Raw genomic sequence first — 17,181 nt, forward strand, 5'->3', positions numbered from 1 at the left:
TTTCAATTATTTCCAAGTATAAGTTCCGACAGATCCTCCTTCAAGTGAAGTGGTTACCCATTTTCCATTGAATTTAATATTGAAAGTTTCTGTTGCAGATCCATCATTTTCAACAATCAATACTTTTGAACCTGAAGGGGTGATAAAAGCGACATTTTGCAAGCTACCACCAGAATTGCTCTCGATTCTAGTAGATCCCATTGGAACAAATTTTGAAGCATGAGCAATAATATAATACGCCACATTACGCTGAAAACTATCGGCTGAAGTTATCGTGATAGCCCCTTTACACATTGTACAACCACCATCAGTATGCGGGCCAAAATTTTGATTGTTGGCCACATTCCATTCTAAAGCATTTTTACTGTAATTTCTCATTGATCCGATAATTACATTTCGAAGATGCCATTTTAAATCGCCATCAAAACTACCTTCAGAAGAAGTCCATTGTTCTGTAAAATATACGTTTTTGGTCGGATAAGAATTGTACACATTGGTTAGCGCACTAATATCTCCTGCATATAAATGAAAAGCCGATCCGTCTATAAAAGGAAAGGCATCTGCATCTGCCAAAATTGCTTTTGGATAATTTGGATTATCGCAATTGTGATCGTAAGCAATAATTTTTACATTTAGATTTGCGGCTTTAAATGCAGGCCCCAAACTATTTTTAATAAAACTTCCCTGATCAGCAGCAGACATATACATACTTGGGTTATTCCCGTCATGCAAAGGTTCGTTTTGAGGAGTTACAGCATCAATGGTAATTCCTTCTGCTTTCATTTGCTGAATGTATTTTACAAAATATTTAGCGTAAACATCATAGTATTCTGTTTTCAGTTTTCCGCCTTTAAAACTTGCTACATCTTTCATCCAAATAGGTGCAGACCAAGGTGTTGCTAAGATTAATATTTTAGGATTAATTGCCACAATTTCTTTCAGCATGGCAATTAGATTTTTGTCTTTTTCTAAACTGAATTTCTCTAGATTTAAATCTGTTTCTCCAGCTGCAAGATCGTTGTAAGTAAATGGTGTTGCATTTAAATCTGAAGCTCCGATACTGATTCTAATATAACTCACTCCAATTGAGTTTTCTCCATTACCGAATAATTCCTGCAAAAGAGCGGTTCTTTTAGCAGCGTTTAATTGGTTTATAACATCTACACTTCCTCCTGTCAAGGTATATCCGAAACCATCGATAGTCTGGTATTTTTGAGCAACATTCACTTCAATATTAGCATACCCATTTGCTGTTGTACCAAATCCTAATGTCCCTGATTGTTTTGCCAATAAAACACTTTGATTGCCTTTTGTAAGCCAAAAATCAACATCGTTTGTTACTACTACTGGAGGGTTTACAACCGGTGGATCTACCGGCGGATTTTCTACCGGATCGCTTGAAGAAGAGCATTTTACTTGAGCCAATACAGCTGTAATAAAGAAAAATACTTTTATAGTGTTCTTTAAATTAAATTTCATATTTCGTGGTTATTTAGTTAGCTGACAATTAATATACAATTGTCTGTATAGCGTGTGCCGGAATTGTAATTGTTGTTTTTTCTTTTTGATTTTCTAAAGAATAAACAATCTCTTTTTCAGATTGATTCATTACGATCGTAATCAATTTTCCGTCAGAATTTTTAAAAGAAGTACTTAACAACGATTTGTCATTTACGGTTTCAAGTACTCTTTTTGCATTTGGTCTAATGAATTTTGAGAAATGTCCAATATAATAATACATTGGAGTATAGATTAATTCATCTTTTGTGGTGTCGGCATGAATAGGCGCAAAACAGAAATTACCAACATGGTTAGGCCCTCCGTTCTGGTCTAAAAGAATATTCCAGTCTGTCCAGCCCACAGTACCGTTATTAAAATCATGAATGATATTGGTTCCGTAACGTTCTGCATTTCCCCAAAACTGATATTTTGCAGCATCAAATTTCTCAATACATCCTTCGGTAAAAAGGAGATTTTTATTTGGAAATGCTTCATGAACTTTCGCTACAGATTCGAATTGAGGTGGGCCTCCGTTCCAAGTTTCATACCAGTGAAATCCAATTCCCCAAGCATATTTAGAAACTTCTGGATCTGAGAAAACAAGATTGGCTCTCTTTTCCAACATATCTCCCCTATTATGATCCCAAATAATAACGTTTTTAGAACCCAGCCCTTCTTTTTCTAAAGTTGGACCAAGATGATTTTTAAGAAAATCTCTTTCTGCTTCTGGAGTGTAAATACAAGATTCCCATCTTTGTTTAGCCATTGGTTCGTTCTGAACCGTTAATCCCCAGATTGGGATTCCTTCTTTTTCGTATTCTTTTATAAACTTAGCATAATACAATGCCCAGGCAGGAGCAAATTCTGGCAACAAAACGCCGCCGTGCAAAATATCGTTATTGTCTTTCATGAAAGCTGGGGGACTCCAAGGGCTGACAAATAAGGTTAGTTTCCCGCCGGCTGTTTCAATTGCTTTTTTAATTAATGGAATTCTATATTTGCGATCGTGGTTTATATTAAAAGTCTTTAATTCTTTGTCTCCTTCTGAAACATAAGTATAGCTGTCACTGCTGAAATCACAGCTGTGAATGTTTGTTCTTGCTAAAGTATATCCAATGCCTTTGTTTTTATCGTAATAAGCAGTTAAGAATTCCTGCTGTTTTTTAGGCGATAATTTTGCGAAAACTTCTGCGCTTGCATCTGTAATTGCTCCTCCTATTCCAAGGAAAGTCTGGTCTGTTTTTTCAGTATTTATTCGAATAGATACTGTTGCTGTTTTTTGTTGTGTAGTGTTGTTTTTTGAAATTAAATCGTTTGATAAAGACAATTTCAAATTGGTGTTTTCGGCTGTAGTATAAACCTTTATTTTGCTGTTTTTTTGAGCTGTTATTTTTGAGCTAAAACCGCTTAATTGAATTAAGACAAAGGCTGATAAAAATATTTGAGAGGTAACTTTCATGTTGCTTAAATAATCGTTTTAAAATTAAAAGCAAGAGAAGACTAAGATGGATGATTCAAATTAGTCCTCTTCATTACTTTACTACAAAATATTAATAAACAAGTGTTTGTATAGCGTGTGGCGGAATTTTTACTTCTGCCTTTTTATCTCCAATAATCAAATTGTAGGTAAGGTCGTTTGCCGATTGGTTCATGACAATTGTTGCCATTGTTCCGTCAGCATTTAAAAAAGAGGTGCTTAATAAAGCGCTTTTGCTTACTGCTGTACTTACTCTAACTGCATCTAAACGGATGAATTTTGAAAAGTGTCCGATATAATAATAAGATGGTGTGTAGATTAATTCGCCTGTTGTAGTATCTGCATGGATTGGTGCAAAACAGAAATTTCCAACATGATTAGGTCCTCCAAACTGGTCTAAAAGAATATTCCAGTCTGTCCAAGCTACTGTTCCATTATTAAAATCATTTATCATATTGATTCCGTAACGCTCTGCATTACCCCAAAATTGATATTTCGATGCGTCAAATTTTTCGATACATCCTTCGGTAAACATCAATTTTTTATCTGGATAAGCTTCATTTACTTTCCCTACATTATCAAACATCGGTGCACCGCCCGACCAAGTTTCATACCAGTGAAATCCCATTCCCCAAACATATTTTGACGCTTCGGGATCTGAGTAAATTACGTTTGCACGATAGTTCATTAAATCGCGGTTATGATCCCAAACGATTATTTTTTTATTGCCAAGGTTCTCTTTTTTCAAAGTTGGTCCAAGGTAATTTTTGATAAAGTCTCTTTCAGCTTCAGCTGTATAAATACAAGATTCCCAAGTCTGCACCGCCATTGGCTCATTTTGTGTAGAAGTTCCCCAAATTGGAATACCTTCTTTTTCGTAGGCTTTAATAAACTTTACATAGAAATTTGCCCAGGTCTGGTAGTATTCTGGAAGTAAAGTACCACCTTTCAATACATTTTTATTGCTTTTCATAAAAGCATTTGGAGACCAAGGCGCAACGTATGTTGTCAATTTTCCTCCCGCTTTCTGAATGGCTTGTTTGATTAAAGGAATACGATATTGCCTGTCATGATCAATAGAAAAAGTCTTCAAATCTTTGTCACCTTCTTCGATGTAAGAATAGCTTCCACTGCTAAAATCAGAACTTTGAATTGTTGTTCTTAGCAAAGAATAGCCAATACCTTTTTGTTGATCGTAGTAGGCATTTAAAAATTCTGCTTGTTTTTCTTTTGAAAGTTTAGCAAATATTTCGGCGCTAGCGTCTGTAATAGCACCTCCGATTCCCATAAAAGTCTGAAATTTTTTAGCTGGCTGTACAAAAACAGAAGTTTCTATTTCTAAAGGCTGTTTTGCGGCAGAAAAAGTCAAATTGTCTGTGGTAGTTAATCGCAACTTAGAGTTCTCTGCGGTAGTGTAAACGGTTATTTTTTTGCCGTTGGTTGTAAACTCTTTTTTTGTTTTTGGCTGTTGTGCAAAAGCTGCAGCAGAAAACAAAAGGCATATAATTTTTAGGCTATTTTTTTTCATTCGCTTCCAATTATTGTGTGTTATTAAATTGAAGTTTAGAAGAAATCAAAAATCGAGTTCTACCCTTTGAAGGATTTAAAAAATAGCCCATACTCATAATGATTATGGGCTATTTACAACCAAACTTAAACTTAAACTTAAACTTAACTTAACTTTTTATTTTCCTCTGAATTCAACCTTTGTGATAGTAATTGGCTCATTACCTGTAGCATTACATCCAGATCTAATTAAAAGGTAAATTGTTCCGCTTTCAGAGAATTTAACCACATTAGAAACTGTCTTAGTTACATCGTTTTTTACACATCCAATTCCAGATAATTTTCCTGAAAATTTAGATGTTCCGCAACCATCCCAAGTACTTAATCCCATCACTTTATTCTCTTTATACTCAACACCTGGTTGTGGTACCGATTTACCAGCATATACTTCAAAAAAAGTTTCTTTTAAACCGCTAGGGCAAGAGATTGACATGTCGATAGTATATTCTCTATCTTTTACAACCTCGATTGCTTGATAAATACCTTCCTGAGCCCATCCGCCTGGCGAATGAATTGTAGCACTGTTATTAGCATAAGACCAAAAAGCAGTACCAGATGGGCTTAATTTTGCACTTGTCCATTTAGCTTGATCTGCAGCTGTTGCAAAAGTTCCGCCTTGCACTAAGTTTCCTTTTGCAGGATCTGTCTGAGCAACCACAATCTGCTGAGAAGAAGTTCCCATAGCAGCTCCAGCTCCAATAGCTGTATGTGTAACTGTATACGTTCCTGCATCAGGTAAAGAAATCACTTGATTCATTTTTCCTGGGCTAGCACCGTCTCCAGTATCCCATTTTGAAGAAATAACTCCTTTAGTCTGTGCCGTTAGAAGATATGTATTCATTGCGCCCGCAACTGGTGTAATAGTAAACGCAGCATCAACATTAGTAGCTACAAGAGGATTTTCATTAACTTCTTCGCTGCAGCTATTTAGTGTTCCTAATGCTAAAGCTAGCATTAGGTATACACTTTTTCTAAAATATATATTTAGGTTCATTTCTTTTTGTTTTGGTTAATTAGTAAATACTATTGGTAATTAGGATTTTGTTTCAATTTAGTACCGTTAAGTTCTGTGTACGGAATTGGGAAAATCTCATCTGTTCCAGCATCAAAACCTCTATCAGATAAAGCTGCCGCTGCATCTCCCCATCTTACTAAATCGAAGAATCTATGTCCTTCACCTGCTAACTCCATTCTTCTTTCATGCTTGATAGCTGCTAATGTTACAGGAACTGGATCTAGTCCTGCTCTTTTTCTAACTGCATCAAGTAATTGCTGTGCTCTTGTTCCAGATCCTAAAGCTTCTGCTTCCATTAAGTAAGTATCTGCAAGTCTGATTATATAAGAATTTTGTTTGTAGTTCAACTCTGAGTTACCTCCACCAGTACTAACATCTGACTGTCTTGGAAGGTATTTGTTCAAGAAATATCCAGTATCTTGGTAAGCTGGAATATAATCTGCTTTTCCTGCTGCTTTTAATGCTTTTAGATCAAGAATTGTAGCTTCTAAACGTGGATCACCTTGCATTGCATCATATAATTTTTGAGTTGCAACGTTAAATGCCCATCCCGCAGGAAGATTTGGTGCATCAGAACCTTCTGGTCTAGAATATCCTCTAGGTCCAACCATGATGTTTAATGAGTTACCTTCGTCTCTACCATTCCCCCAGAAAGTCCAATCAGAGTTTCCTGCACTACTGTGAGATACTTCGATTAATGATTCTGCGTTGAATTTGTTTGATGTAATCCATAAGTCACTAAATTTATCTAACAATTTATTGCCATATTGATTTACTCCTCCTGGAGTACCATTTACTTCTGCTAAAACAGCTGCTGCTTCAGCTTTTTTACCTTCAAATAAATATACTTTTCCTAATAGTGCTTGAGCTGCTCCTTTGTTAAATCTTCCAGCTTCAGTTTTTGCAACTACCGTATTTGGTAAAACTGCAATAGCCTCTGTTAAATCTTTTTCGATTTGAGCATAAATTACCTCTGGTGCAACTTGCTCAGGTGTAAAGATTGTTTCTGTTGTTAATGGCTCTAAAACTAATGCAATGTTTTTGAACAATCGTACTAAGTTAAAATAGTAAAATGCACGTAGTGTTTTAGCTTCTGCAGCAAATCTACTTCTAACTGCATCATTCATTGAAGCAGCTGGTAACTTAGCTAACAAAATATTTGCTCTAGAAATACCTTGATAGTGATCGTTCCAGTAGCTTCCTGGAATAGTGATTGAAGAAAGTGAGTGTGTAGAGAAATTTTGAATTCCTGTTCCATCTGTAGAACTACCTCCACCAGCATAAAAATCATCAGAACCAGCATTCAACATTGCTACTAGGTTTTCAAAACCACCTGTGTTTTTTCTAATTGGATCGTAAACTCCAATTAAAGCCGCATAACATTGCTGCTCATTAGAAAAGTAGGTACTTGTATCAAATTTTCCTTGTGGATCGATGGTCACAAAATCTTCAGAACAAGATCCTAGAACAGCCATTGCCACAGCGATATATATATATTTAAATTTTATCGTTTTCATGATTCTTTAATTTTTTTAAAATTGAACGTTAGCTCCAAACAGAATAGATCTTGCTTGCGGATAAACTCCTTTATCTACACCATAAACCTGACCTCCAATTTCTGGATCAAATCCAGTATATTTTGTAAAAGTGATTAAGTTTTCTCCAGTTAAATAAAAACGTAATTTATCTGCTCCAATTTTAGATGATAAACTAGCTGGCATTGTGTAACCAAGAGTTACAACTTTTAGACGCAAGTAGTTTCCATTTTCAAGATAAAAATCAGACATGTTAGTGTAATTTTTATTTGGGTCATTATTTGTCAATCTTGGATAATCGTTTGAAGTTCCCTCTCCAACCCAACGCTCTAAAGCTTTAGTCTGATAGTTTGCATTAAGCACATCTAATCTTCTTAAACCTTGGAAAATTTTACTTCCCGCAGCTCCTTGAGTAAATGCCATAAAGTCAAAGTTTTTGTAATCTAAATTTACTGTAAAACCAAAAGTATATTTAGGCAAGTTTGTTCCTAAGAATTGTTTATCGTCCTCAGTAATATTTCCGTCACCATTTGTATCTACCCAACGGAAATCTCCAGGTCTTGCATTTGGTTGGATTAAACCACCTGCTGCATTTTTGTATGCTGCAACTTCAGCTTCATTTTGGAAAATACCTGCTGTTTTAAAACCATAGAATTCGTTAAATGAGTGCCCAACTTGTGTTCTAGTTACTGGCCCCATAGATTGGAAACTAGCATCTCCAACAATGAAATTAGTAGATGATCCTACATAAGTAATTTCGTTTTTCAGGTAAGCAACGTTGGCATTAACACCTAAGTTAAAATCGCCAAGTCTTTTCTTGTATCCTAATTCAAGCTCAAAACCGCTATTGTCCATATCTGCGATATTTGCAGAAGGCGCATCAACAACTCCTACATATCCAGGAATTACAATGTTTCTTAAGATTCCTTTTGTTGTTTTTTTGTAGTAATCAGCAGTAAAAGTAAAATCATTAAATAATTTTGCGTCAAGACCTACAGTTGTTTGAGAAGTTTCTTCCCATCCTAAGTTTGCATTTGGAAGAGTAGAGTTTCCGTATCCTGTTGTAATATCTCCTGTATTTCCTACAGCATAATTGTAACCTCCAACTACTAATGCTCTATATTTAAAATCATCAATATTATCGTTACCTACAACTCCATAACCTCCACGTATTTTTAAAGTATTAACTACATTGTTTTCTTTCCAGAAACCTTCTTTAGAAAGTACCCATCCAAGAGAGAATGAAGGGAAAACTCCCCATTTGTTATTTTCTCCAAAACGAGTTGAACCATCACGACGAACAATACCAGTAAAAAGATATTTTTCCATGTAATCGTAGTTTGCACGTAAGAATAGTGAAGATAATTTGTGCTCTACTTTATCGCTTGTTCTTGTTGATCTATCTGTTTGAGGAATATCAAAATTCCAAGAAGCATCTTTGTAGCTTGTAATTGGAAGACCAAACATTGTTGTTCCGATAGTAGTACCAATATTCTCAACATAAGCACCTTGTCCTGCTAAAACACTAAAATTGTGATCTCCAAATTTGTTAGCGTATGTTAAGATATTTTCAAGAGTCCAAGAAAATGATTTCTCATTGTTTTGGTTATAGTTATTTCTATCCGCTTTCATGTTTGGGTTTAAGAAGTTAACCGGAGTAAACATCTCATCTCCCCAATATGCAATCTTACCACCAAGTGTAGTTCTAAATTTTAAATGACTTGTGATGTTAGCTTCTAAATAAGCATTACCAACAAAATCATCTGACCAGTTGTAACCTCCTAATCTTGTTTGAGTATATGCTAGAGGGTTTGTCATCTCTTGCTGCACTAAAGAAGAAATTCCGTAAGGATTTCCGTTTGCATCTCTAATAACATTTGGGTTTGTATAGAAACCTGTATTTGCTACAGCAGGGTCAGTAACCACTAGTGGAGTAAGTGGGTCTAAGTTAATTGCAGAGCTTAAAGGTCCACCAAACTCACTGTTTGTATTACCAATGCCTTTAGACTTTTGGTGTGTATATCCGAAAGTTTGTCCGAAAGTAAAGTAATCAGAAATTTTGTGTGTAGAGTTTAATCTGAAGTTTTTCTTTGTATAGTTAGAAATTTGAGTAGCTACGATACCTTCTTGATCTTGAATTCCAAAAGAAGCATAAAAAGTAGATTTTTCACCACCACCGCTAATGCTTAATTCATGTGTGTATCTGAAAGCAGAATCATTAAAAATGGCATCTTGCCAATCTGTACCTTTACCGAAAGAAGCTGGATTTGCATATTTAATAGCACCACCATCATTCAAAGATTTTTCATTCATAAGAGTTGCATACTGAGTCGCATTCAACATATCTAATCTTTTAGCTGGAGCAGAAATACCTGCAAAACCATTATAGTTTACAGAAATTTTTCCTGATTTTCCTTTTTTAGTAGTAACTAAAATAACCCCAGTTGCAGCACGAGTACCATAGATTGCAGCAGAAGCAGCATCTTTAAGCACCTCAATAGACTCAATGTCAGATTGATTGATGAAACCAATTGCACCAGCATCTACAGCAATACCGTCAACAACCCATAAAGGATCATTTCCACCTTCTCTAAATGTAGTGATACCTCTTACACGAACTTTTGATGCCGCACCAGGTTGTCCAGAAGTTGCCGCTACAGAAACCCCTGCTACTCTACCTTGTAGCGTCTGCTCGACTCTTCCGTTTGGCACTTTTTCAAGATCAGCTGCTTTTACACTAGAGATTGCTCCAGTTACAACAGATTTCTTTTGAGTACCGTATCCAACAACAACAACTTCATTTAAAGATTGTGATTCTGGTTTTAATTGAATAGTAATTTTTGTTCTTCCGTTTACCGCTTCTGTTACTGTAGAGTAACCAATAAACGTAATTGTTAATGATCCGTTTGAAGGTACCTGCATCTGGAATTTTCCGTCAAAGTCTGACGCAGTAGATTTAGTAGTACCTTTTAATAAAATTGTTGCACCTGGAACAGGCATACCAGTTTCATCTTTAATTATTCCATTTACTGTGACATCCTGAGCCACAGCGATAACCGAGAATAACAAAGATGAAATACAAAAAACAAGTAATTTTGTTAATTTCATTTTTCTAAAAATTTTGGTTAATTAATTAGTAATTTGATGCAATACTAAAACTAAATTTTTACTTTTCACATCTAAAAGTCATTACAAAAACACATCAAAAACAAAAAAATAATATTATAAAAACACATCAAAAAATGTATAAATATTTGATTATTAATATTTTGACAAAACAAAAAATAGTACTAAAAAAAAGTTAATATTAAAAAATAACACTACATGAACTTTTTAGCAGAATAGTTTATTAAAAATCATCAAAACTACAACGTGATAGTGCCTACTATTACGTTGTAAATAGCTATTAAATAAACAATTAGAAGAATAAAACGTTCATTTTTACTAAAATCAAAAAAATAGAGAATATCATTTTTTTTACCCTACTTTTTTTACATTATCAGCAATTATTTTTATTATAAGAAAAATCTTATTTTTCTAAATTTCACAAGAAATTACTTTCTTTTAAATGGCTTTACCAATCAAAAAAATGGGAAATAGCGTCTTAAAAAATGGGAAAAACATCATTTTTTAGCGCAAATGAGAAGAAGCTTGGTTTTTTCAATGAAATTTAATCTCGCAATTGGGATTTCTTTTAAGCCTTTTCAGGACAACTATAATTTTATTTTAAAGAAGAACGAATACAGAAAGAAAAGAATCTTCCAGAAAAGCTTTAAAAAGCTTCAAAACACCATTTCTACATGTTTAAAACTGTCCTATACTACTTTAAATGAAATAAAAAAGAGTTATGTTGGAGTACCGTCAAGAAATTGGACATAAAGAGCCTTTTAAGGCTATTAGAGAGCATATCAATACATAAAATCAAAGTAATAAATTCTACGAAAGTAATAAGCAAAAAATAGCCCATAATCGAAATTATGGGCTAACCAGGCAATAAACTTAACTTAAACTAACCATAGTTTAAATCTTAAATACACTTCTTTCTTAGAATGAAGCATAAAAGGTTTGAAATTCGAAAAAGGAATCTTTTAGTCTTCCTTTTTCGAAATAACTAACACAAAATATTATTCAGGTCTGTATACAAATGTCCAACCAGTTCCAGCATCTTTTAAACTTCTTGGCACATATAAAACCAATTTATCTTCTGTAAGTGTAACAATAGAATATTCGTTAGCTGTATTTCCTGCCTCATATCCTAAAATTTTTGAATTAGTGATAAATAACTTTTTATTAGCAATATCCATAACAAAGCTTCCTTTTTCAGCTGTTGCAGAAGCCGTTTGATAATGATTATAATTCGCAGCCCCATTTAAGTCAAAATGCATTTTACCATCAACGTCTAAAGGAGGACAACAATCTCCCGCATTCCACCAAGCAGTCATGGCTGAATCAGGATTATCTGGAGGAGACATAAACCAATAAGCTTCCCCTGTACCTGCAGCACCATCAAAAACCCATGTCTTACCTGCCGCAGTGTTAGTACTAACTAAATCATACCAATCTTGATCTAATGGAGTATCAAGTCTGTCAACTTGCACATCTATTGTTTTACTAAAGAACTCACCTCCTAAAGTTCCTATGAACGTAAAAGTAGACTTGCCAGGAATTGGGTAAACAACAGTTACTTCATTTGTAAGCGCTTTCCCTAAATTATAGTCCCAATACCCTGTAACACCAGGCGTATTCATACTTAAGGTAATTTTATTTCCGCCAGGAGGGGTTTGCACACTTTTTAATTGAACACCAGCAACGTCTGTAGAATTCTGTAAATGCTGTTCATCTACAATTGGGTCACATGCTGAAAAGACCAGCATAAACGCAGCAATTAGTAAATATTTTATATTATGAATTTTCATCTTTCTAATTATTAATAGTTATTAAATATTACCAACCCGGATTTTGATTGTAAACTCCATTCAATAGTCTGATTTCAGTTTCAGGAATCGGAACCAAACCTTTAGTTTCGGTTCTGTATTTTACACTATAATTAGCATCAACACCAGAATTTCTAACTTGAGTTACATCATTAAAAGCGGTTTCAACATCTCCCCAACGAACTAAGTCAAACCAGTGTAAACCTTCAAAAGCCAATTCATGCAAGCGTTCTGTTTTAATATTGTCAAGAGAATATCCTACTGGGCCAAGGTGTGCTCTTCCTCTCACTGCATTCATACCGTCAGCTGTTTTAGTAATTTCAGAGTGCATTAATAATACATCTGCAAAACGCATGAAAATAAAGTCTTGAGCATGCATTAACTGCATATCTGTAATTGACCAAGCATACATTTGAACAAACATACCAACATATGATCCTTTACCATTGTCGTGCTGTAATGAAACATATTTTTTATTAAAATACCCTGTTTCATGGTCTCCTTTATCTGCTGCATAGCCATCTGTTCCTTGATCTGCTTTACCCACTTCAAGTATAGAACCTCTTTTTCTTGGGTCAGCATCATCCCAGCCGCTATATAATCTTGGGTTTACGGTACACCATCCCCAACCTTCTCCAAAAGGCGCTAGTGAGTTACCACGTAATGAATTAAATAAAGCAAGTCTATTCGTATAGCTCTGACCATTTGTCCAATCCCAGTTACCAAAAGAATATCTTTGTACAAACATAGTCTCTAAATTTCCTGTTCCAAATGTTGGTGTAATACCATCTTGGCCTACCCATGACAAACCTTCTGCAGCAGCCCAAGGCAACACGGTATTGCTTTTTGCACTTTTATTCACATAAGAATACGGCCAAAGGTTTCTGAAATCAGATGCTAGTTTATGTCCACTATTATTGATACAATCATCTAAATAAGAAGCAACTTGTGTTCCTGTTAAAGAACCACCGCCTACAAGAGGTAAATCTGCGGTTGCTTTCTTTTCGATATTGCTCATGTATCCAGTATAAAACAAAAATACACGTCCTAAATAGGCTTCAGCAACCCATTTATTAGCATGTCCGTATCTAGAAGTCGGAATACTTGTAAACGGTGTAGAAGGCAATGTTTCAATAGACAATTTCAAATCAGACGCAATTTGTGCAAAGGTCTCCTCATAAGTTGCTCTTGGCACTAATCTATCAGCATCATATGTTATAATCAATGGAACTCCTCCAAAGAATTTAGCTAATCTGAAATAAAAGAAAGCTCTCATAAATAAAGCCTCACCAAGCGCTTGCTTTTTAAAATCGTCTGCTTCTTGCGGTGTATTAAAATACTTAGAAAAATCTGCCGTTGGAACTTTTTCTATAATAGCATTTGCTCTAGAAATTCCATTGTATGATTGTTTCCACATGTCGCGATAAGTATCTTCAGCAGGGTCTTCAAAATTATCTACCCACTTTGCAGATTTATCATCAGGACCTCCTCCACCAAACATCATATTATCCATCAAGTTGGCAGCAACCTGTTCTTCACTATGAACATTTGGTGTATAGATGGCATTATAAACACCTGCCATGGCTTCGTTTATATCAGTAGGGCTCTTATAAAAACTATTTAAACTCTTTTCTGAAAGGTTCTCGGTATCCAGATAATCATCACAGCTTGATACTGCAAAAATTGCTGAAATTGCTATTATATATCTTAGTTTTTTCATTGTCAATGTTTTAATATTAAAAATCTGCACTTAATCCAAACATTACTGTTCTCGATTGTGGATATAGACCAAGATCTACCCCAGAAGCCCATGAATAGTTTGTATTATCTCCTCCCCAGCGCACCTCTGGATCCATACCATCATATTTAGTAAATGTGTACAAGTTATTTACAGCAACATAAAATTTAAGATTCGAGATAAATTTAAAATCTTTCAGTATTTCATTAAAGTTATAACCTACAGTTAAATTATTAATTCTCAAATAATCAGCATTATGCATGTATATATCAGAAATATAATTTGTGTTTCTGTTTGATACAGAACTTAAACGAGGCATTTTGTTTGAAGTTCCTTCTCCGTGCCAACGATCAAAAACATCTGAAGTATAATTTTGTTTCGGACTATCAGCAAACGATCTGTAAGATTGCATTACCTGCATTCCATACTTCCCTGCCATTGTAGTGTTTAAATACACATTTTTATATTCGAAGTTTAACTGAATACCTAATTGGAAATCAGGATTTGGATCTCCTAACATTGTTTTATCCTTTTCGTCTATAACACCATCATTATTTAGATCGACAAAACGAACATCTCCAGGACGCTGATCATTAAAATACGGCTGACCTGTAGGACCTACGTAAGCCTCAACCTCTTGTTGGTTTTGTAAAATTCCTGCTGATTTAAAGCCATAGAAAGAACCAATCGCGTAACCTACTTGTGCTCTTGAAATCTCTGAGGTTCCTTGAGATAGTACGTGAGATAAACCGTTAATGATACCATTACCGTTTGCAATTCTTGTAACTCTATTTTTATTGAAAGCTCCACTTACAGTAGCTCCATATTTAAAACCACCTATTTTATCTTTCCAAGTAACAGAAAGCTCATAACCCGTATTTTCAATATCTCCTCCATTAATATAAGGATCATCGGCACCAGCAGTTCCAGGGTATTGTGCTTTAACCAACCAGTCTTTTGTTGTTTTCTTGTACCAGTCAAATGTTACTCCTAATCTTGAATCGAAAAAACTTGCATCAAATCCGAAATCTAACTGTTCTGACGTTTCCCAGCTAACATCTGGATTTGGCACTGTTGAAGGATATGCAGTCTGTCCAGAAACTGGCTTTGTATCTCCAAAGAAGTACCCAGGGAAAGCATATTTAATACTAGATGAGTAATAGAAAGCATAATCAGTATATTGATTACCGTTTTGCCCCCAACTTGCTCTTAACTTCAAGAAATTAAGATATTTTGAAGTGCTGGCCATAAAATCTTCTTTTGTAACAACCCATCCTGCAGATACTGACGGGAAATTACCATACTTGTTTCCATCACCAAAGTTTGAAGATCCGTCACGACGTATAACTGCAGAAAGAAGATACTTCTCTTTATAATCGTATTGTGCACGTGCAAAATAAGACATAATAGCACCACCACCCGCTGCTTTATCAAAGCCCGTTGTATTAATATCAGCAACAGTTCCAGGACTCTTAGTGTTATCTAAATAAGAATACTTTGGATCATTTGGAAACAATAAACCGTTTCTTGAACCATATACATTATTATCAACAATTCTTTGCCATAACTCTGTACCAATTACTGCATTAATATTATGATTACCAATTTGTTTCTGATACGCAGCTGTATTCGTCCATGTTGAGTTAGCACCAAAATACTGAGATTGCGTAGCGCCATCAATAGCATCATTGTACAGTACTCCCAAATGATAGGTTGGGTTCATTGTTCTATTGTATCCAAACCATGAATCGATTCCATAAACTGATTTAAATCTCAGGTTAGAAATTGGTTCAATCTCTACAAATACATTCCCAATAATTTTATGATCTTTTGGATAATTGTAATTACTTCTGTAATACATTACCGCCAAAGGGTTAGTTTGATTTGTATTTAATCCGTCTAATGTAGGAGTAAATCCGTATTCGTTGATATTTCTATCAATCGCTGTCTGCCAGTAAGCAGGCTGTAACGGGTTTTGTGTAAGAGCGTTATGTAAGTCGTTTCCATAAATGTTTCCATTTGAAACATCTCTTTTTTGAATATTGGTATACGTTACATTCTCTCCAATAGTGATGATGTTATGGCTTTCATTTTTTTTCAAAACCATTTGCGTATTCATCCTTGCGGTTAATCTTTTAAATCCAGCATCTACGATATTTCCACCTAGTATACCGTCTTGATCAAAATAAGAAACCCCAAATGAATACGTAATATCTTCAGTTCCTCCAGTAATATTAATCGAATGGTTTACTACAGGAGCATCCTTTTTAGACATTTCATTGATCCAGTTCGTTCCTGTCCAACCATTTTGCAGTTTACTCCAGATCTCTTCTCCAAGCTGTGTTCCAGCTCCAGGATAATTTCTCTCTAACCAATCGTTGGTAGTTAACATTGTTTTCCAATCATTTGGAGCAAGACCATCATTTACTCTTCCTTCATCCATGATGTACATGTATTCTTGCGCATTTAAAGGATCCAGATTTTTGTAGATGTTCTGAATTCCAAAATAAGTGTCATAAGAAATTTTAGCTGGTCTTCCTTTACGTCCTTTCACTGTAGTTACCAAAACAACTCCATTTGCTGCTCTAGAACCATAGATTGCAGCTGAAGCCGCATCTTTAAGAACATCTATAGATTCGATATCTGAAGGGCTTAGATAATCTATATCTCCAACAGCCACTCCGTCTACGATGTACAACGGATTTGAAGACCCAATGGTACCGATACCACGGATAACAACTTTTGTACCTGCTCCTGGCGCACCACTATTTCTTGTAATGCTAATACCAGGCGCAATACCTTGAAGAGCTTCCATAGCCGATCCCGTATTCAATTCCTTTAGTGTCTCTCCTTTTAAGTTAGTAGAAGCACCCGTAATCAAAGCTTTCTTTTGCGTACCGTATCCGATAACCACAACTTCATTTAAACTTTGAGATACTGCTTTAAGAACAATAGTAAGTTTGGTTTTTCCTCCTATTACTTCATTTACAGTTTCAAAACCAACGAAACTAATAGTCAAAGTTCCGTTAGAGGGAGCACTAATCTGAAATTTCCCATCAAAGTCAGATGCAGTTGCTTTATTGGTCCCCTTTACTAAAACCGTCGCACCTGGGACGGGTAATCCACTTTCGTCTTTAATGATTCCATTTATTGTCACATCCTGAGCTAATGCGACAACAGAAAACAGTAAAGACGAAACACAAAAAATAAATAATTTTGTCAATTTCATTTTTCTAAAAATTTTGGTTAATTAATTAGTAATTTAATGCAATGATAATGTTAAATTTGAATAAACTCAGATTAAAATTCTTTACAAAAACACTTCAAACTAAATCTTAACACACTACAAAAACACAACATTTATATTTTAAATATTTGATTTACTTAATATTAACTTTTAAAAAAAAATGTTATAA

General features: G+C 34.9%; 9 protein-coding genes. All 9 read right to left on the minus strand.

All coding sequences use genetic code 11. The features are described from left to right. Positions 1-6: 6 nt before the first annotated feature. Positions 7-1,479 carry a glycoside hydrolase family 30 protein gene (locus SOM12_RS10225; protein WP_320493359.1) on the minus strand — a complete coding sequence of 491 codons (1,473 nt, stop codon included), beginning with the start codon at positions 1,477-1,479 and terminating at the stop codon, positions 7-9. A 28-nt stretch (positions 1,480-1,507) separates the two neighbouring features. Beyond that, positions 1,508-2,959 (minus strand): glycoside hydrolase family 30 protein, encoded by a 1,452-nt coding sequence (locus tag SOM12_RS10230; protein ID WP_320493360.1) that lies wholly within the window; start codon positions 2,957-2,959, stop codon positions 1,508-1,510. Between the two features lie 91 nt (positions 2,960-3,050). Then, on the minus strand, positions 3,051-4,505 hold the full coding sequence (locus SOM12_RS10235; protein WP_095928005.1) for a glycoside hydrolase family 30 protein: 1,455 nt from the start codon (positions 4,503-4,505) through the stop codon (positions 3,051-3,053). Positions 4,506-4,661: 156 nt separating this feature from the next. Continuing rightward, a complete protein-coding gene (locus SOM12_RS10240; protein ID WP_141248111.1) occupies positions 4,662-5,537 on the minus strand; it encodes a hypothetical protein in 876 nt (291 codons plus the stop codon). 29 nt (positions 5,538-5,566) lie between these two features. Beyond that, positions 5,567-7,075 carry a RagB/SusD family nutrient uptake outer membrane protein gene (locus SOM12_RS10245; RefSeq protein ID WP_095928007.1) on the minus strand — a complete coding sequence of 503 codons (1,509 nt, stop codon included), beginning with the start codon at positions 7,073-7,075 and terminating at the stop codon, positions 5,567-5,569. Between the two features lie 15 nt (positions 7,076-7,090). Further along, positions 7,091-10,201: a SusC/RagA family TonB-linked outer membrane protein gene (locus SOM12_RS10250; RefSeq protein WP_095928008.1), complete on the minus strand. Its 3,111-nt coding sequence runs from the start codon at positions 10,199-10,201 to the stop codon at positions 7,091-7,093. Positions 10,202-11,217: 1,016 nt separating this feature from the next. Then, on the minus strand, positions 11,218-12,009 hold the full coding sequence (locus SOM12_RS10255; protein ID WP_320493361.1) for a hypothetical protein: 792 nt from the start codon (positions 12,007-12,009) through the stop codon (positions 11,218-11,220). A 28-nt stretch (positions 12,010-12,037) separates the two neighbouring features. Then, positions 12,038-13,747 (minus strand): RagB/SusD family nutrient uptake outer membrane protein, encoded by a 1,710-nt coding sequence (locus SOM12_RS10260; RefSeq protein ID WP_320493362.1) that lies wholly within the window; start codon positions 13,745-13,747, stop codon positions 12,038-12,040. Between the two features lie 16 nt (positions 13,748-13,763). After that, on the minus strand, positions 13,764-16,994 hold the full coding sequence (locus tag SOM12_RS10265; RefSeq protein ID WP_320493363.1) for a TonB-dependent receptor: 3,231 nt from the start codon (positions 16,992-16,994) through the stop codon (positions 13,764-13,766). Between the last annotated feature and the right edge of the window lie 187 nt (positions 16,995-17,181).

The organism is Flavobacterium sp. CFBP9031, assembly GCF_034044945.1.
Taxonomy (GTDB): Bacteria; Bacteroidota; Bacteroidia; order Flavobacteriales; family Flavobacteriaceae; genus Flavobacterium.